Annotated in this window: 20 protein-coding genes; 5 read left to right on the forward strand and 15 right to left on the reverse strand. The window is 56.4% G+C overall.

The features are described 5' to 3' along the window. Positions 1-5: 5 nt before the first annotated feature. Positions 6-722: a tRNA-uridine aminocarboxypropyltransferase gene (locus BVH74_RS18045; protein WP_080051797.1), complete on the reverse strand. Its 717-nt coding sequence runs from the start codon at positions 720-722 to the stop codon at positions 6-8. A gap of 182 nt (positions 723-904) precedes the next feature. On the opposite strand from BVH74_RS18045, the gene BVH74_RS18050 reads away from it, so the two are divergent. The 3 genes from BVH74_RS18050 (at position 905) to BVH74_RS18060 (ending at position 3,921) form a co-directional block, all read left to right on the forward strand. Then, positions 905-1,303: a PA3611 family quorum-sensing-regulated virulence factor gene (locus BVH74_RS18050; protein WP_080051442.1), complete on the forward strand. Its 399-nt coding sequence runs from the start codon at positions 905-907 to the stop codon at positions 1,301-1,303. A gap of 110 nt (positions 1,304-1,413) precedes the next feature. Next, positions 1,414-2,817, forward strand: coding sequence for an MBL fold metallo-hydrolase RNA specificity domain-containing protein (locus BVH74_RS18055; RefSeq protein ID WP_080051443.1), 1,404 nt, complete (start codon positions 1,414-1,416; stop codon positions 2,815-2,817). A 27-nt stretch (positions 2,818-2,844) separates the two neighbouring features. Beyond that, positions 2,845-3,921, forward strand: coding sequence for an LOG family protein (locus tag BVH74_RS18060; protein WP_080051444.1), 1,077 nt, complete (start codon positions 2,845-2,847; stop codon positions 3,919-3,921). 17 nt (positions 3,922-3,938) lie between these two features. Here BVH74_RS18060 and BVH74_RS18065 read toward each other — a convergent pair whose 3' ends face one another. The 10 genes from BVH74_RS18065 to BVH74_RS19020 all read right to left on the reverse strand — a co-directional run bounded on the left by BVH74_RS18065 (position 3,939) and on the right by BVH74_RS19020 (position 11,053). Further along, positions 3,939-4,376, reverse strand: coding sequence for a regulatory protein RecX (locus tag BVH74_RS18065; RefSeq protein ID WP_080051445.1), 438 nt, complete (start codon positions 4,374-4,376; stop codon positions 3,939-3,941). A 65-nt stretch (positions 4,377-4,441) separates the two neighbouring features. Continuing rightward, the gene (recA, locus tag BVH74_RS18070; protein ID WP_080051446.1) at positions 4,442-5,479 is read right to left on the reverse strand and encodes a recombinase RecA; all 1,038 of its coding nucleotides are present in this window, start codon (positions 5,477-5,479) and stop codon (positions 4,442-4,444) included. 103 nt (positions 5,480-5,582) lie between these two features. After that, positions 5,583-6,092, reverse strand: a complete 510-nt coding sequence (locus BVH74_RS18075) for a CinA family protein (protein WP_080051447.1) — start codon at positions 6,090-6,092, stop codon at positions 5,583-5,585. A gap of 368 nt (positions 6,093-6,460) precedes the next feature. Continuing rightward, entirely contained in the window at positions 6,461-7,321 is an 861-nt protein-coding gene (locus BVH74_RS18080) for a BRO-N domain-containing protein (RefSeq protein ID WP_080051448.1), read from the reverse strand. Further along, on the reverse strand, positions 7,318-7,785 hold the full coding sequence (locus tag BVH74_RS18085) for a hypothetical protein (RefSeq protein WP_080051449.1): 468 nt from the start codon (positions 7,783-7,785) through the stop codon (positions 7,318-7,320). Before BVH74_RS18085 ends, BVH74_RS18080 begins: the two co-directional genes overlap by 4 nt. Next, on the reverse strand, positions 7,782-7,955 hold the full coding sequence (locus BVH74_RS18885) for a hypothetical protein (RefSeq protein ID WP_177344556.1): 174 nt from the start codon (positions 7,953-7,955) through the stop codon (positions 7,782-7,784). The genes BVH74_RS18085 and BVH74_RS18885 overlap by 4 nt, the downstream gene beginning before the upstream one ends. Positions 7,956-8,323: 368 nt before the next feature. Next, positions 8,324-9,169, reverse strand: a complete 846-nt coding sequence (locus BVH74_RS18090) for a DUF4435 domain-containing protein (RefSeq protein ID WP_080051450.1) — start codon at positions 9,167-9,169, stop codon at positions 8,324-8,326. Further along, positions 9,156-10,475, reverse strand: coding sequence for an AAA family ATPase (locus tag BVH74_RS18095; RefSeq protein ID WP_080051451.1), 1,320 nt, complete (start codon positions 10,473-10,475; stop codon positions 9,156-9,158). The genes BVH74_RS18090 and BVH74_RS18095 overlap by 14 nt, the downstream gene beginning before the upstream one ends. A 97-nt stretch (positions 10,476-10,572) precedes the next feature. Then, the gene (locus tag BVH74_RS19115) at positions 10,573-10,752 is read right to left on the reverse strand and encodes a hypothetical protein (protein ID WP_373279497.1); all 180 of its coding nucleotides are present in this window, start codon (positions 10,750-10,752) and stop codon (positions 10,573-10,575) included. Continuing rightward, the gene (locus tag BVH74_RS19020; protein WP_231705542.1) at positions 10,670-11,053 is read right to left on the reverse strand and encodes a hypothetical protein; all 384 of its coding nucleotides are present in this window, start codon (positions 11,051-11,053) and stop codon (positions 10,670-10,672) included. Before BVH74_RS19020 ends, BVH74_RS19115 begins: the two co-directional genes overlap by 83 nt. A 123-nt stretch (positions 11,054-11,176) precedes the next feature. On the opposite strand from BVH74_RS19020, the gene BVH74_RS18105 reads away from it, so the two are divergent. After that, on the forward strand, positions 11,177-11,959 hold the full coding sequence (locus BVH74_RS18105) for a hypothetical protein (protein ID WP_080051453.1): 783 nt from the start codon (positions 11,177-11,179) through the stop codon (positions 11,957-11,959). Beyond that, complete coding sequence (locus tag BVH74_RS18110) at positions 11,949-12,167, forward strand: hypothetical protein (protein WP_080051454.1); 219 nt, start codon at positions 11,949-11,951, stop codon at positions 12,165-12,167. Before BVH74_RS18105 ends, BVH74_RS18110 begins: the two co-directional genes overlap by 11 nt. Positions 12,168-12,170: 3 nt before the next feature. Here BVH74_RS18110 and BVH74_RS18115 read toward each other — a convergent pair whose 3' ends face one another. From BVH74_RS18115 to BVH74_RS18130, 4 genes are all read right to left on the reverse strand, one after another. Next, positions 12,171-12,512: a M15 family metallopeptidase gene (locus BVH74_RS18115; protein ID WP_080051455.1), complete on the reverse strand. Its 342-nt coding sequence runs from the start codon at positions 12,510-12,512 to the stop codon at positions 12,171-12,173. 217 nt (positions 12,513-12,729) lie between these two features. Beyond that, positions 12,730-13,845 (reverse strand): hypothetical protein, encoded by a 1,116-nt coding sequence (locus BVH74_RS18120; RefSeq protein WP_080051456.1) that lies wholly within the window; start codon positions 13,843-13,845, stop codon positions 12,730-12,732. After that, complete coding sequence (locus BVH74_RS18125; protein WP_080051457.1) at positions 13,845-15,497, reverse strand: hypothetical protein; 1,653 nt, start codon at positions 15,495-15,497, stop codon at positions 13,845-13,847. The genes BVH74_RS18120 and BVH74_RS18125 overlap by 1 nt, the downstream gene beginning before the upstream one ends. Continuing rightward, positions 15,494-15,850: a hypothetical protein gene (locus BVH74_RS18130; protein ID WP_080051458.1), complete on the reverse strand. Its 357-nt coding sequence runs from the start codon at positions 15,848-15,850 to the stop codon at positions 15,494-15,496. Before BVH74_RS18130 ends, BVH74_RS18125 begins: the two co-directional genes overlap by 4 nt.

The raw sequence follows: 15,850 nt of genomic DNA on the forward strand, positions 1-15,850 counted from the left end.
CGCTATCAGCCCTCAAGCCTTGCTTGCAAACGCTCGCGCGCTGGACTATGCGGCGCCGACACCCTCAACCGTGAGGCCAGATAACTCTCGCTGAACACCTGAAAGTAGTCATCCAGGCACTGACCGACCTGAGGCTCACCGGCCGCTGCCAGGCAGGCCGCCGCCACTTCCACTGTGCATAGATGTTCCTCGCGGCAGGAGCGGCGTAGACGGTAACGCGAAGCCTGCTCAGGCTGCAGACTGAGTAATGGCAAGCCGGCCAGATAAGGGCTTTTGCGAAACATCTTGCGCGCCTGGGTCCAGGTAGCATCAAGAATGATCAATAGCGGACGCTTGCCCGGCGTGGCCTGGGGAGCGCTGACCACCGCCTGCCCGACACGGGCGTACTCAACCGGAAACACCACGTAAGGCTGCCAACGCGGATCGGCCAGCAGCGCCAGCAACGCCGGATCAACCTCGGTACGCGACCAGACGAACGCCTGAGTGTCAGCCAGACAATCGGCGATCAGCCGCCCGGTATTGGTTGGCTTCAACGGCTCCAGCGCATGCATCAGCAGGCAAAAACAGGGCTCGGCCTGCAGGTTCGGGCGCAGTGCGCAAATGCAGGTATGCACGGCCAGATGGCAGCCGGCGCAGCGCTGCATGCGCGAGCCCCGGGCCTTGAACTCACGGGTGGAGCGCGCCTTGAGTTCATGACGCAACTGATTGACCGCATGCGGCAGAGTCGTATTCACCAGGATAATCCCACGGACTGGACAGCATCATGGCCGCATGACAGCATGCAGCCAGTGACCAGCAAGGATACGCCAGACGGGCCAACTTTGCAGTGGCGGCGAACCAGTTCAGATCGCCATGGTCAGAGGGATACATGGATTTGCTTCCTGCCATTGGAGATTGCCCCATCATGCGTTGGTTCACCGTTCTGATAGCCCTGCTCATCGCGCTACCCAGCCACGCGATTTCATTGCGTGAAATGCGTTTGCAGGAAACCCTCAAGCAAGTTGCCGAACAAAGCAGCGAAGGTACCCCCAGAGCCGTCAATGCCGACATTACCGACGAAGGTTTCGTCGCCAACGGCAGCGAGCTGGTCAACCACCTGTCAGTCAATGCCGAATATGCCGAACGCCTGCAATCAGACCCCCTGCTGGTTCGCAGCCAGTTGCAGGCGAGCGTCTGTGCCGATCAGCGCTTTCGCCGTCTGCTGGACATGGGCGCCACCCTCACCTATCACTTCGTCATCGCCGACTCGGGCCAGCCAGTCCTCACCCAAAGCTTCGTCGCCGATCACTGTCAGGCCCTGTGACAGTCGCCCCTATCTCGTTCCGGGTCAGCCAAGGCTGACCCATATCAAGGCCAACACGTCCCAAAGCAGCCATACTGTCAGCTATAGATACGGCAACCGATGAGGACATCATGGCTTTACTGACCTTCCATGGCGCCACCCGCCAGGTAACCGGCTCCTGCTATCTGTTGGAGGCCAACGACCAGCGGGTGTTGCTTGAATGCGGCATGACCCAGGGCTTTCGCCGCGACGAGGAGAGCAACCGCAACCGCTTTCCCTTTGACCCCAAAAGCCTGCACGCAGTGGTGGTGTCGCACGCCCACCTGGATCACTCGGGGTTATTACCCAAACTGGTTGCCGAAGGCTACAGCGGGCCTATTTATGTCACCCCGCCCAGCGCCGAACTGCTGGACCTGATGCTCAAGGACTCGGCGGGCCTGCAGGAACGTGATGCCGAGTGGGAAAACCGCTGGCGCACCCGCTCAGGCAAGCCCCTGATCAAGCCACTCTACACCCAGCGTGATACCGAACTGGCGCTCGAGTTACTGCAACCGCTGGAATACCGCCAGCCGACCATGGTCGCCAAGGGTATCGAGGTCTGCTTCCATGAAGCCGGACATATCCTCGGCTCGGCCATCGTCGCGGTAACCATACACGAAGCCCATAACCTGACGCGTAAACTGGTGTTCTCCGGCGATCTTGGTAACCAGTGCTCACCCTTGCTGCAGCCGCCGGCCACCCTGGATGAAGCCGATCTCGTGCTGATGGAGTCGACCTATGGCGACCGCGACCATCGCAATCAGGAAGAAACCCTGGCCGAATTGCAGCAGATACTCGACCAGGCCTGGCGAGAGGGAGGCAACGTTCTGATTCCCAGCTTTGCCGTCGGCCGCACTCAGGACCTGCTCTACTACCTGGGCAAGTTCTACCAGAACGGCACCCTCAAGCAGCAAGCGGTGTTTCTCGACAGCCCCATGGCGATCGCCGCTACCGATATCTACAGCCGCTACCTGCCTGCCTCCGAGCAGGAGCGCAAGCTGGCCGGCGATGGCCAGCGCCGAGGCCGGCTCTACAACTGGTTGCCAATTCTCAAATGCACACCCTCGCCGGAAGAGTCCATGGCCCTGAACCGGATCAAGAGTGGAGCGATCATTATTGCCGGTAGCGGCATGTGTACTGGCGGCCGGATAGTCCATCACTTCAAACACAATATCTGGCGCGAGGAGTGTCATCTCGTCATTCCAGGCTTCCAGGCCAAAGGCACGCTGGGCCGGCGCCTGGTCGATGGCGAGAAGCAGATTCGGGTCATCCACCAGAATCTGGCAGTGAAGGCTCAGATCCACACCCTCGGGGGATTTTCCGCCCATGCCGGGCAAAGTCAGTTGATCAACTGGCTCAAGCACTTCAAACATTGCCCTGAGTTGTATCTGGTGCATGGGGAGCTGGAAAAGAGCCAGATATTGGCAGACACCATCCATCAACAACTGGGCTGGCCCGCCAGCATTCCTGAGCAGGGTGAGCAGATCGCATTCTGAGCAGCAAAGACTGCCAAGGAGCCTCTCATGAGCGACGAACTGGGACCTGTTGACTACCTCAACCGTCACTGGCAAACCACTGGCGAAGGCGTGCAACAGAAGCTCGACGAACTGGTCGAGCTGACTGCCGGCAACAGTGGCAATGCCGAACTCTACCGCGAGATGCTACATGGCGTGGTGCGCATGGCCCAGGCTGATCGCAACCGCTGGGACGCCAAGATCATGCTGCAAACCATCCGTGAACTGGAGCAGGCCTTCGCCCGCCTGGATCAGTTCAAGCGCAGCCGCAAGGTTACTGTGTTCGGCTCGGCACGCACTCCCCGCGAGCACCCCGCTTACAAGCTGGCCCAGGATATGGGTCGGCAATTGGCGCGTCATGATTTTATGGCGATCACTGGCGGAGGTGGCGGGATCATGGCCGCCGCCCATGAAGGCGCTGGCCTGGACAATAGTCTTGGCTTCAACATCACTTTGCCGTTCGAGCAACGCTCAAACCATGTGATTCATGAAACTGATCATGATTTGCCGTTCAAGTTCTTCTTTTTGCGCAAGCTTTTCTTCGTCAAGGAAGCCGACGCCCTGATCCTCTGCCCCGGTGGCTTTGGTACTCTTGATGAAACCCTGGAAGTACTAACGCTGATCCAGACAGGGAAAAGCCCGGTGGTTCCGGTGATCCTGCTCGACACCCCTGACGGCAACTACTGGACAAGCCTGCTGCAATTTCTCAACGAACAGCTCTGTACCAACGGCTACATCCACGAGGCCGACTTTCGCCTGATCAGCCTTGTTCACTCAGCCGAGGACGCCATACAGGTTGTCCTCAACTTCTATCGCAACTATCACTCCTCGCGCTGGATCAACTCGCATTATCTGCTGCGCCTGAACCACCCACTCAAGCACAACGCCTTGCGTCAGCTTGAACAGCAGTTCACCGACATCTGCGTGGAGGATGGTTTCTGTCAGGATCAGGATTGCCGTCAGGAGCTGGACGAACCGGAATTCAGCCATCTGCATCGTCTGAGCTTCCGTTTCAATGGCCGCGATCATGGCCGGCTGCGGGAGTTGATCGACTTCGTCAATCAGCCCGAGCACTTGCAATACTGAGGGTTGGCGCCTGAAGGTTAGAACTCGGAGCCAAAACCCCGATACAGCATAAAGCGCAGCTGTTTGGCCCGGTCTTTGGGATCGCTGGCCTTGCCTTCGGGGAAGCGCTTGTTGAAGGTTTCTTGGGCCCGCGCTGGCCAGTCCCAGCACGCATCGCCCAGCACCTGCTCGATCAGGCTGGCAGCCACACCGCGCTGGCGCAGCTCCTCCCGCAGACGCTGCGGCCCATAGCCGCGCTGACTGCGGGCATGGACATAGGCTTCGCAGAAGCGCTCGTCACTAAGCAGGCCGTCATCCTGCAGACGATCCAGCTCGATCTCTGCCTGCTCGCTGGTCGCACCGCGCTGCTTGAGCTTGCGCAGCATTTCGGCATAGCTATGCTCACGCCGCGCCAGCAGATCCATGGCACTGCGACGAATCGCCTGCGGGCTGTCGAGCTGTGAACGGCGAAACATGGTCACTCCTCATACAACAACGGGCCACCCGTAGGCAGCCCGTTGCTTAGACCTAGCAACCTGGTTCAGGCGTCCAGTTCGGCGCTGTCTTCAACCGCCGCCTTGGCATTGCCCGGCTTGGCCAGCAACTGGTCGCGAATGGCCTTCTCAATCTCGTCGGCCACCTGTGGGTTGTCTTCGAGGAACTTGGCGGCATTGGCCTTGCCCTGACCGATCTTGCTGCCCTGGTAGCTGTACCAGGCACCGGATTTCTCGACCAGACCAATCTGCACACCCAGATCGATGATCTCGGCATTGTGGTAGATGCCAGTGCCGTAGAGGATCTGGAACTCGGCCTGGCGGAACGGCGGAGCCACCTTGTTCTTGACCACTTTGACCCGGGTCTCACTACCGACCACTTCGTCACCGTCCTTGACCGCGCCGGTACGGCGAATATCCAGGCGCACCGAGGAATAGAACTTCAGGGCATTACCACCGGTGGTGGTTTCTGGGTTGCCGAACATTACCCCGATCTTCATACGGATCTGGTTGATGAAGATCACCAGGCAGTTGGCATTCTTGATGTTGCCGGTAATCTTGCGCAGTGCCTGAGACATCAGACGGGCCTGTACGCCGACGTGATGATCACCCATCTCGCCCTCGATCTCGGCCTTGGGTACCAACGCCGCTACCGAGTCGACAATGATCACGTCAACCGCATTGGAGCGTACCAGCATGTCGGTGATTTCCAGCGCCTGCTCACCGGTATCGGGCTGCGAAACCAGCAGGTCGTCGACGTTGACGCCAAGCTTGCCGGCGTACTCGGGGTCCAGTGCGTGCTCGGCATCGACGAAGGCGCAGGTGGCGCCATGCTTCTGTGCCTGGGCAATGACCGACAGAGTCAGGGTGGTTTTACCGGAAGATTCCGGGCCGTAGATTTCAACGATCCGGCCCTTGGGCAGTCCACCAATACCGAGGGCGATATCCAGCCCCAGAGAACCAGTCGAGATAGCCGGAATGGCCTGGCGCTCATGGTCGCCCATGCGCATCACGGCGCCTTTGCCAAACTGACGTTCAATCTGACTCAAAGCCGCGGAAAGCGCCTTCTTTTTGTTCTCGTCCATTGTGCATCCTCTCTGGAGTGACGGGTGGTCGACGAATCAACTACTGTATATTTGGTCAGTATTATTCCATAGAAGACTGGCCTCGCCTACCCCTCTTTTCAGTTCAGAGTGCCAACGGCTTGGCAACCCGCTTCTCCAACCCTTCCAGCGCCTTGAGCACGGTCTGGGCTCGCACTTCACGGCGGTTACCCTGCAGTCGTCGACACTCGCTGTGCACCTCACCGCCGCGCACCGCCCAGGCAAACCATACAGTGCCTACCGGCTTTTGCGCCGAACCGCCATCAGGCCCGGCAATGCCGCTGACTGCCACCGCCAGATCGGCACCGGCGGCCTCCAGGGCGCCCTGAGCCATGGCCCGCACCACAGGTTCACTGACCGCACCGTGCTCGGCCAGGTCGGTTTCGCTAACCCCCAGCAGGCGTGCCTTGCTGGCGTTGGCGTACGTAACGAACCCGGTCTCGAACCAGGCCGAGCTGCCGCTGACCCGGGTAATGGCCTCGGCGATACCGCCGCCAGTACAGGACTCGGCGGTGGTTACCGTCAGTCCATGACGGCGCAGCGCATTGCCAAGCCGGGCAGCAGCGGTATCGATCAACGGATCGTAATGCGACATGTGTTCTCCTTGAGCGGGTTTGCGTAGACTATCGGGCTGTTTTCATTCGACTGACCAGGGACTTTCATGAGCCGCGCCGAGAAATCCGCCAGCCATACGCCAATGATGCAACAACGCACCGCATAAACTCGACAAAATCTTTTATTTTCAATCGGTTGAAGCAAAGTTACTGCGCAGCAGAAATAGAAAAAATAGCGCTTATTGGCATGTAATGGCGCACACTTTGCCCCAATCCTGCCCCACGCTTGCGGCACTTACGCACCCCAAGCACCCGCTGCACTGGCAGGATATACCCCCAATACCGCACACCACCAGCCCGCTCAGCTGACAGGCACAGCACTGCCAGATAAATGGCGGGCGATCAGAGCCTATGAACAGGCCCTGACCGGAATCATTGACTGACAAACCTCCAACGCAGGCAAAGTATCCAGTTGATACACATACGGCCGCGCCCCACCTGGTCTAGTAGGTGACAGCCGCACCCGCTTGTAGCCGAGCAACCGCAGGCAGCTACCAACGGAGGTTTGGGTGCCTCGATCATTGACCAACTGCAGGGCTTCTATCACTTGCTGCACGCTGAAGCCTTGCGGCCAATCATTGGCAACCAGGTGTGCGCGGATGCGTTGCTGCAGCTCATAGGCCTTGCGCTGTGGCGCGGGCATGTCTGGGCCATCCAGCCAGGGGCTGGCGTCCAACTCGGCTGCCAGATCCACCCCGGTGGTGCGCTCGGCGGCCTGGTTGGCGCGGGTGGCGGCCAGCCGGCGCGGCATGCCCATGCTGCGGCCGACGGTGTAGAGCGAGCGGAACACCCGCCCCGCAGCCACCACCTCTTCCGCTTCTACCCGTGACGACCTCGGTACCGGCTCGGGGTCAGCTTGCGTGTTGGGCATAACGTACCCGCCATATTTGCGGATGCTGGGCAGCACCTCAGAGGTGACCCACTTCTTAAAGCGCTTGGCCGAGGCCTTGCGGCTGCGCAGGATGGCGGAATACAGGCCGGATTCGTTGATGATGGTCATCTCGCGGATCTGCGAAACACCATTGACCGAGCTGGTACCCACATTGTGGGTACCAGCTTCATCAGAATCCAGCATACGAGTCATCTTCTCCGCATCCCGATACTCAAGCGCTCGCGACAGATCGCTCGCTACCCACCACGGCTCACCATCCACAAGCACCACACGCACCGGCTTGTCATCAAACGCGAACTCGATGATAGGCTGGCTCATGACTCACCCTCCCCGCAGCGCTCATCAGAATGCAGCCCGGCATTGACCAGGGCCAGCAGCGCCTTATCGCTCTGGGCATCCAAGCCGCCTTCCAGATTGCATGCAGCCACCTCTAACCACGCGTCCAGCTCAGAGAAAAAGCCAACCACCTGGCCGCGCAGTGCTGCTTGCTCCGGCGTCAGCACGCTCGCAGCGGGAGGCCCGATCATGTCCAGCACGATCCACTGGAGCGCGCCCAGGCCTTCAGGGCGGCCGTGCTGCTTGAGGTACTTCAGGTAAATGCGAGCCAACCCACGCCCCGCATCGTTACCACCGGCGTAGCCGCCCGTTCTGGGCACAGCCCAAAAGCTGAACTGGGTGCGGCCGCGCACTGGGCCAATGAAGGGTAAGCGATGCAGCGGGAGATCCCGCCGGTTGTTGAAGTGCAGCGGAGCAGCCGCCGACGCCTGCGCTTGAACGCTCATTGGGCACCTCCACGCGCTTCCAGGTCACGGGCTTTGGCCATGGCGGTGTTATACCGCTTGAGCCGGACAGACAGGGAGGAGTCAGCGTGCAGCGCGGTCAGTGCCTGGGCACGGTAGCGGGCGGCGCGATTTTTGAACGGATTGAGGGTAAGAACGGGAAGTTTCGGCATGATCACAGGCCTCTGGTATGCGGTGCTTTCCGCTTACCCCGTCGCCAAACAGGGTGAGCGAACCGTGCAGGTTGGCGAACCGGCTACCAGTAACCGGCAGACCCGAAGGTCTCCCACACGGCCCGCCCATAAAGGCCTTGCCGTGTTGCGGACACAAAAAAACCGCGAAAAGGCGGTGTCCGCCTGGTAGTTACGAGTCGCCAAACCCTTGTCGCTGAATTTGCAGTGACGTAGAAACAGTAGCCGGATTCCGGCCCTTGGTCAACGGTATAGTAATACTGTACGCGAACATGGTGGCTCCAACGGTGGGTACCCTTTCGAGGATACCCATCGCCAAATACGGTTCCACTCAAGTCGATGTAGTTGCTCTATGCATCGGCCAAAGCACCAATAGCCTCATTTACTGCTTGCTGATAGAACGCAGACTCAGGGCGGCGTCTAATGGAGTTCTTTAGACACCCAACCGCACTGGCATAAAGAGCATCAAATGAAACACTCTTCTTTGCATTTGATGCACCGGTATTCTTGGAAACATACTTCTGCACCAAGCTTTCAAGGAAATGCCCCCGAATCAGATTTCTCGTACTTACGTTCGACTCTGCGATTCTTTTAGCCGCCTCTGCAAGCTCCTCCGCTGAGAAAAGCTTTCCCACCTTAGCAAGGTGCGCTTGCAGCTTCTGTAAATCAAAATCAGGCGACTTCTCAGACACCATAAACCTAGTGCAGTTATCGGGGACCACGGCAACACCGCGCTGGTAAATATGATTTGCGCAGTCGTATAACACTAGCTGCTCCACAGCCCGAAAGACGTCTTCAAACCACCGTTCGCAGTCAGCCTGGGTTGCACGCACTGCACGACACCACACGAACGATATCTCTGCGACTGACTCAACGTTGTACAGGCAGTTTTCGATAGAGTAGCCGTGGGTGTAGAGAATTCGAGGGTCTTGAATATTCTGCCCTGAAGCACGGATAAAGTCCGAATCTCGTGCTGCCAGAACTTTAAGATCAGCTTCTAATATCTCATTTATTTTCCTGTCAACTTCTGGTGCACCATACATGGGAAGCACTTCAACCGACACGTCAGACAACTCATCAAAGACTACCTTCCAGAAGGGTATATCGTCATCCCCTTCAACATACAAAACGACGTCGCATCGATAAAAAAAGTTCAACACATTTTCTGCATCGGCAGAATAATCAAGAGACGACATGAAGGATATCCTCCATATCAATTATCGACCCCTTATATTTACTTGCAATTTCAGGGGAGTGGGTAGCCACGACTACCTGCGCATTGGGATTAAGGCTTTTAATGGCAGGCACGACTCTCCGCTGCCATGCAATATGAAGAGACAACTCCGGCTCATCAGCCAAGAATATATACGACTCCTGTCTCTGCAGCACTGCTTCAGTCAGCAAAATAAGAAGTTGTTTCTCACCAGAGGAGAGCTTAGAAACCGAGAACTTTTTTGGCTCAACAATTGTCAGAACCCCTGAATCAAACTCAAACCGCTTGCCAACAATAAAGTCAGAAATAATTTTCAGGAAGAGATCTAATTGACTAAAAACATCTTTGCTGTCTTTCTCAGCTTGAAGCGATAACTCGTAAACTTTACTGATACGTCTGGAAGCCTCGATCGGAGTAAAGTCTAACTGGTCATCACGCTCAACTCGATCAACTCGCTCACCGCGCGCCTTAAGCTCCTTACGTTCCCGCTCATCATCCAACCAGCTTCGAATCCCTCTAACCGCCTCATCAACGGCTTTTACATGCTCGTTAATTCTCTTGGTAACTGAACCACCAGAAAGTCCCAGCTGCTTATAAGCAGACATCAGATTTTTGCGTTCAGAGTCAGCATCGTAAGTCAACGCAAACCCTGTCTTAGCCGGATTAGGCTCTTGCTGATAAAGCAAAGACATAAGAACTTCACGCTGAAGTTCATAAGAAATATCCCTTGCTTTCTGTGACAGCTCAAGCTGATACTTAGTCAACCCCTGCATCAGCTCTTGCAAGCGAGCATCCACAGGCCCTTGCAACTTCCTATTATACGCCCCTCGATCCCCCGCATCGTACTCTTGCGCATTCCTGAACCTGTACACCGAAAGTGATGCCAGAGACACTAGCCCAGCCAGCTCATCCTTGATTACTTGAGCCGCTTCAGCAGCGCGCCGCCGATATAGCGACGCACTTCGAATTTCATCGACGCCAATCAAAGGCAAAGCAAATTTTTTCTGACCGATGCTGTACTTAGCAAGCGCGAACGGAACATCGTCATGCTTAGTTACACGAACAGTTCGTGTGCTGCCCTCATGACCAAGCTTCACGACCACTGACTCAAACTCATTTTCCGCCAAAGCAGAAACATCTACCGATAGAACAGCATTCAATATATTCATGAATGTTGTCTTGCCGGTACCATTCTGCCCAATAACAATATTTACATCGTTATTGAAAGAGCAGAACGCTTTAAACTCTCCCCAGAACCCCTGTATTTCTACATCAATAATCTTGTACATTCAGCATCCCTTCCGAGGCGCAATCCAAAGACTCCCAGACATCTATATACGTCTAGGGCTCCTAGATTAACGCCGGCTCACGCCATCCGCTATGCCTTTATGGATGGAAATCCTCCTGATCAATGCACCCTCGGACCTGCACAGCACACGCAAGCAAGGCGTTCTCCGCTTCATCCAACGCCCTACGCCAATCGTCATTCACTACCAGCGGCTGGCGTGCCGGCAGCAGGCACGGCACCAGGCTGCACTGTGCTTTCTGAACGGTAGGCTGCGGGATCGGTTGTGGCTGGGCGGGCGTAGAGCAGCCCGAGTTCAACAGGCACATGCTCAGACAGATACTGCCTAATAGTTTGGTCATTGCGTTTCAGTTCCTCTATCGCTTGTGATTGATTAGCGGCATTGCGGCGCACCTGCTGCCGCAGCAGCTCAAGCCCTCGGCCGATCTCCGCAATGCGCTCCATTTCCTGCTGCTGCCCTTCCAACACCCTTGCTTGCACCTGGATAAGCTCATCGGCTTTGGCCAGATCCCGCTCGGCCGTCTCGGCCCTCAACCGCTGCAGCTCGATGCGCGGCGACACAGCCCACCACCCTGCCCACAGCACAACCACCAACAACCCAGCCGCGACCACAAGCTGAGCCGCCCATTTCCAGTTTCCAAACATGATTCCTCCAGGCACAAAAAAGCCCGCGGGTGCGGGCTCATGGATGGCAGCAAGGCATCTGCCGGTACAAACGCGAGCGTGATAACCTCTGTTTTTTTCAGGGGCGATCAGGGAATGACAAAAAAGCGTTGGGATATACCGAAGCGACCAGCAAAGCAACCTGAAGCAACAGAGCCACCCGCTTCCCCAAAAAACGGCGAGCTTTTAGGCACCATCACTAAGGTCGTGATTGCCACAAACGGCCTGTTAGCCGGCGCAGGCTACCTTTTCTTAGCGGGGTATCTCGGCAAGGTTGGCATTGAGATTTCTGAACTAGAGATTGGGCTGCCCTCCTTGCTACTAAATGGCTACATCTTCGCCATCGAGGCGTTTCTTCACGGCAGCAAGAACATACTCTGGCTAAAGCTGATAGTGCTTTTTTTAATAGTCGCACTGTGTATTTACTGGGTCATAACTCATAACTTCCCTAACAAGATCAGCAAGGAGCTTGGCGCAGTATTGACTATCGCAAGTGCACCTACAGTCGCTCTGGTTTTTCTGCTCGCCCCGATATGGATACTCAGTATCGGAGAAGGTAGCGCATTTAATAAGGAGATAACCGAAATGGGCCTATCCTCACAAAAATCTGCAAATAAAACGCAGGTAATTAGCACACCTGACGGACATCTGAGCGGGCAGCTAGTCATCGCTGACCAGCGATACACCTACCTGCGATCTGGCAACGTGATCTACAAGATCGCCAATGACTCGCAAAAAGTGGTCAGAGCCATTACGTTTACCTCAGCCGATACTGACGAGCTGGAGGAGCAGGATGGCAAGTAACAACCGCTTAAGAAAAACACCCATCGTAAGGGGTCGCACTGCCCGCAGCATTGCGCAAGACTACGTTGCGGCCCTCCTGCTCGACTCCTCCAAGCATGCGGATGCGTTCGACAACGAGGCACTGACAGAAGCGGAACGCGAAATTGCCAGAGATGAGGTTAAGCGCCTCGGTATCGAGTTACTGGAGCGCTATAAGTGCGAGCTGTAGCAGCTACCGCCGCCCATCATGCTCCAGGGAGTAGTGGTTCCCATCATTGAACCGCCCACCCCAGGCGCCACCCAGAGACTCCCAATACTCACCCAACAGCCGGTGATCCTCTGTTTGGGTGAGGTACCGACCGTCACGGAACAAATTGAAGTCCACCGCCAGGCGCTGCTTGTGCAGCGATCCCGCTGAGCTGTACGACTTCTTTTCGCCAACCTGCCCATGCACTCGCGGGTCGCGGTATGCGTCCCCGAACGTCAGCTCATAGCCATTCTGGTAGGCATACTCGATCAACAGGCCGATCATTCGAGTGAAGCGGCGCTGCTTCTGTCCAAGCGTTTCTGTCATCATTTTTCTCCAGGCACAAAAAAACCCGCACACAGCGGGTTATGAGACATAGTTCAATTTTGTTTCAGGCTGGCTATAGCATTATTTGGAAGTCAGCACGAGCGCATCGAGTTGACCTTTCAAGTGATTGGATTACCGGCTCCCTGGGGCCGGTTTTTTTACTGGCAGCCCTCACACCAGCCGCCACGCACCCCAGTTAAAAAAGGCCTGGAATCGGTTAAATCAGACTAGGCGTCAACGCGACAACAACGTTAGCCCCGTCAGCCCAGGCCACCGACTGCTCAAGCGGTACATCGAAGTACCAGAAAAACTGCCCGCTGGATTCGTGATCAATCAGAAACGCCTGCTCGCCAGAAGGCAAGCTGGGACCGCTTAGGTAGTAGCGGGCAGCCTGATCCTGAGCCAGTGATTCAGGGCTACTCCCCTCAATTCTAAGGGTGTAATCGTCGCCAGACTCAACAACATAGAGCCCTGTGACCACAACCCCATCAATGCCACCAAGCTCGGTTGATGCCGAGTTGAGAGACCCCATCGACGTGTCAGACCGGTATCCCTTCTCGACAGAACCGCCCTCACTGTACGACCCAACAGTTATATCGATAACAAAAGACTCAGGCGGGTCTATCGGGGACAGAGTCAGCGTGACTTGCTGCCCAACAGTCCAACCAGCAGATGCATCCATGTCAGAGAACATAATCTCCCACTCGGCCCCCTCATCTGCCGGCCAAACAACAAGCTCAGCAACCATCCCAGCCGGCACCCCGGTTCCCGCCACCGCGTAATACTGGATCGGAAACAAGCCTTCACAAGCACCCCAGGCATAGATCCCATGGGCCTCCCAGCCCGGCTCCAGCCAGCTGTCGGATGCAACCTCATAAACACTCAAAGCCACCCCGGCAACCTCGGCCGGCGCGGCCAGAAGCTCACCGGCAAGCGGGTCAGCCCGGTATCCGTAGACCCGGGAATACGACTCAGACTCAGCCGATAGCTCACCCACCACAAACACGAACTCAAGCTCACCCTCCGGGGGTTGCGGCGGATTCTCCAGCGCCGCCAGCCGGGCAAAAATGTCCTGCAACACCCCCGCAGTAATAGCGCAGTACGCCCAGCTACCCTCCGGCCAGAGTTGATCATCGGTACCTTCCAACCCGCGCACCAGCTCAGCCAGGCCGGCCTGGACGGTGGCCTGCACAATCTCCCAGCGGGTGGGCGTTGTCAGGCTGTCTGTCAGGGTGAGGCGGTAAAGGCCATCGGGGATGTCAATGGCAACAATCGCCGGGCCAGGGTCCAGCACTATCGGGGCACTGAAGTTGTTTAGAAAAGAAAGATTCATCAGATCCACCCGGCGATCAAAATGTCAGGGTAGTCGACCACTCTAGCAGTCTCGCCCGTCATGGGGTTGTAATAGGCCTCCTCATAAGGGCCGCTCGGGCGGCCCGCATACGAAGAGATATGAAAGTCATCGCCGACGGACCCTGCCGGCGTCAGCACACCCGTGACCAGGGCCGAACTCCAGGGGTTTTGCCCGGAGTCCCGCTTGTTCACGGCAACAAAGCCAAACGTTTTACCGCAGCCCGTAGCCGCTGGCTTGCAGTCAATCATGCTCGAAGGAAAAGAAAGTTCCGGGCGCCGCACGATTGCAAATGGCGCATACAACCCCGGCTCCCTGGGCACCATGCTGTAAATACTTTGGGGGTCAAACGGGATTTCAAATGGAGTCTCGCTTGTATAAGTAAAAGTTTCGTCTCTTACATGCGAAAGCTCACCGAAGGTCTCTATTACATCTCGCTCAACAGTGCCAGACATTCTTTCGCCATCAATGATGCCGCGGAAGACGGTATCAATATTCATTGTCTGAACATAATCAAAGCTATAGTTATAACTTTTGGTGCTCCCTCCGGCACTCAGATTAACAACCATACTGCGCTTGCACTGCCGGGTGCCTCTATATCTTGCGAAGTTATAATACTCACTATCAGGCGTTTCCTTTTCCCCGTATGTGCCGTCTATATCACTCACATCAAGCCAGTTATATGAATAACTCATCCGAACCAGCTCGACACTTCCTGCAGCATTGTACCAACCGCCGAGCACAACGCCCGAGTGCGCAACCGTGTATTCAACCCAGCCCACTCTAAATGGCTTTAGAACATCAAAAGATTGACCAGGACCAACGGTCCAGCTTGCAGGCTGGCTAGGGGCATATCGCCAGGAGATCAATTGCCCAGTGTCTTTGTCTATGCCAGAGATATAGGCATTTTCATCCCAATTGTAACTGTACTCGCCGACACAGGCTTCAGCATTGGCAATCACTACAACATCAACTGACCAGTTCCAATCTTCATCAGCGCTTATAACAATTTCGAAAACACCGTAATAAAAAGCGTAGGTGACACTGCCGCTAACATAGCTACCGACCAAGCCATACAAACGCCGTGACCCGTCTGGCGACCGGTCAAACTGGTGAACTAATCCACCAACACCAAGCACGATATCATCCCCAAAATAAGGGTGACGCAACACGGTATATCCAGACAATATACTGGACGGAATTTCAAACTCAGCAAGAGCAGGAGGATTACCAGGGCCGGAGTACTCAAAATCATAAAGCTCACGTTCACCAATTCCGCCATCAGCCTTGACTCGAATGCCAACCTTCCTGAGCACCCCGTTCACAGAGATAAGGCCGCTCCCAATATCCAGCAGACGCACAGAGCGCGACTCAGCCCCCGCGTCATCCAAACACTGTGAAAATGGCGGCTCAGGCAAGCCCAAGTCCCACAGCGCGGCATCTTTTCGACCACGGTACAACTCAGAAAATGAAAAACTGGAGACGTTCGGCGGGTTGGGCAGGTTGCGCGGCGGGTGACCATTATCCGGAATCAGCCAGTTCTGACCAGCATCAAAGTAGACCAGGCCATGCCAGGGGTACGGGTCAATAGCCTCAATGCTCAGCGGCCCCTCCCAGTTAAACTCACAGCTCATAGATTCCCGGCCTCGGCAAAGTTGATCACAATCTCCCGGCCCTCTGCGTCCAGCACGGTCATAGAGTCAATTTTCCGCACACGGAAATAGCCGCTGCCGTCGATGGTCGGAAGGAACACAGGTTCGGCGCTGTAAGTGCGCGAAACCTCTGTCAACGGGCTGGCGATACCTGCGCCGCCGCCCTCCCCGGTTCCCGGTTGCAGGTTTACCTCAGCCTGGCCGCGCCGCCCTGGAATTGCTCCGCGCGGCTCCTCTTGGCGTAATTGACGTGGCTCACGAGCTGGCGGAATCAGCCCGGCCAGATCAGAGAGCAGCCGCTGCCCCTGACGCTGATTATTCGCACTCTGCGTCAT

Origin of the sequence: Halopseudomonas phragmitis (assembly GCF_002056295.1) — a bacterium.
GTDB lineage: Bacteria > Pseudomonadota > Gammaproteobacteria > Pseudomonadales > Pseudomonadaceae > Halopseudomonas > Halopseudomonas phragmitis.

Coding starts and splice junctions, on each gene's coding strand:
- BVH74_RS18090 (WP_080051450.1), bottom strand. CDS start 9,169: ATGTCGTCTCTTGATTATTCTGCCGATGCAGAAAATGTGTTGAACTTT.
- BVH74_RS18125 (WP_080051457.1), bottom strand. CDS start 15,497: ATGAGCTGTGAGTTTAACTGGGAGGGGCCGCTGAGCATTGAGGCTATT.
- recA (WP_080051446.1), bottom strand. CDS start 5,479: ATGGACGAGAACAAAAAGAAGGCGCTTTCCGCGGCTTTGAGTCAGATT.
- BVH74_RS18130 (WP_080051458.1), bottom strand. CDS start 15,850: ATGACGCAGAGTGCGAATAATCAGCGTCAGGGGCAGCGGCTGCTCTCT.
- BVH74_RS18055 (WP_080051443.1), top strand. CDS start 1,414: ATGGCTTTACTGACCTTCCATGGCGCCACCCGCCAGGTAACCGGCTCC.
- BVH74_RS18050 (WP_080051442.1), top strand. CDS start 905: ATGCGTTGGTTCACCGTTCTGATAGCCCTGCTCATCGCGCTACCCAGC.
- BVH74_RS18085 (WP_080051449.1), bottom strand. CDS start 7,785: ATGAGCGTTCAAGCGCAGGCGTCGGCGGCTGCTCCGCTGCACTTCAAC.
- BVH74_RS18105 (WP_080051453.1), top strand. CDS start 11,177: ATGGATGGCAGCAAGGCATCTGCCGGTACAAACGCGAGCGTGATAACC.
- BVH74_RS18065 (WP_080051445.1), bottom strand. CDS start 4,376: ATGTTTCGCCGTTCACAGCTCGACAGCCCGCAGGCGATTCGTCGCAGT.
- BVH74_RS18095 (WP_080051451.1), bottom strand. CDS start 10,475: ATGTACAAGATTATTGATGTAGAAATACAGGGGTTCTGGGGAGAGTTT.
- BVH74_RS18110 (WP_080051454.1), top strand. CDS start 11,949: ATGGCAAGTAACAACCGCTTAAGAAAAACACCCATCGTAAGGGGTCGC.
- BVH74_RS18060 (WP_080051444.1), top strand. CDS start 2,845: ATGAGCGACGAACTGGGACCTGTTGACTACCTCAACCGTCACTGGCAA.
- BVH74_RS18075 (WP_080051447.1), bottom strand. CDS start 6,092: ATGTCGCATTACGATCCGTTGATCGATACCGCTGCTGCCCGGCTTGGC.
- BVH74_RS18120 (WP_080051456.1), bottom strand. CDS start 13,845: ATGAATCTTTCTTTTCTAAACAACTTCAGTGCCCCGATAGTGCTGGAC.
- BVH74_RS18885 (WP_177344556.1), bottom strand. CDS start 7,955: ATGCCGAAACTTCCCGTTCTTACCCTCAATCCGTTCAAAAATCGCGCC.
- BVH74_RS18080 (WP_080051448.1), bottom strand. CDS start 7,321: ATGAGCCAGCCTATCATCGAGTTCGCGTTTGATGACAAGCCGGTGCGT.
- BVH74_RS18115 (WP_080051455.1), bottom strand. CDS start 12,512: ATGACAGAAACGCTTGGACAGAAGCAGCGCCGCTTCACTCGAATGATC.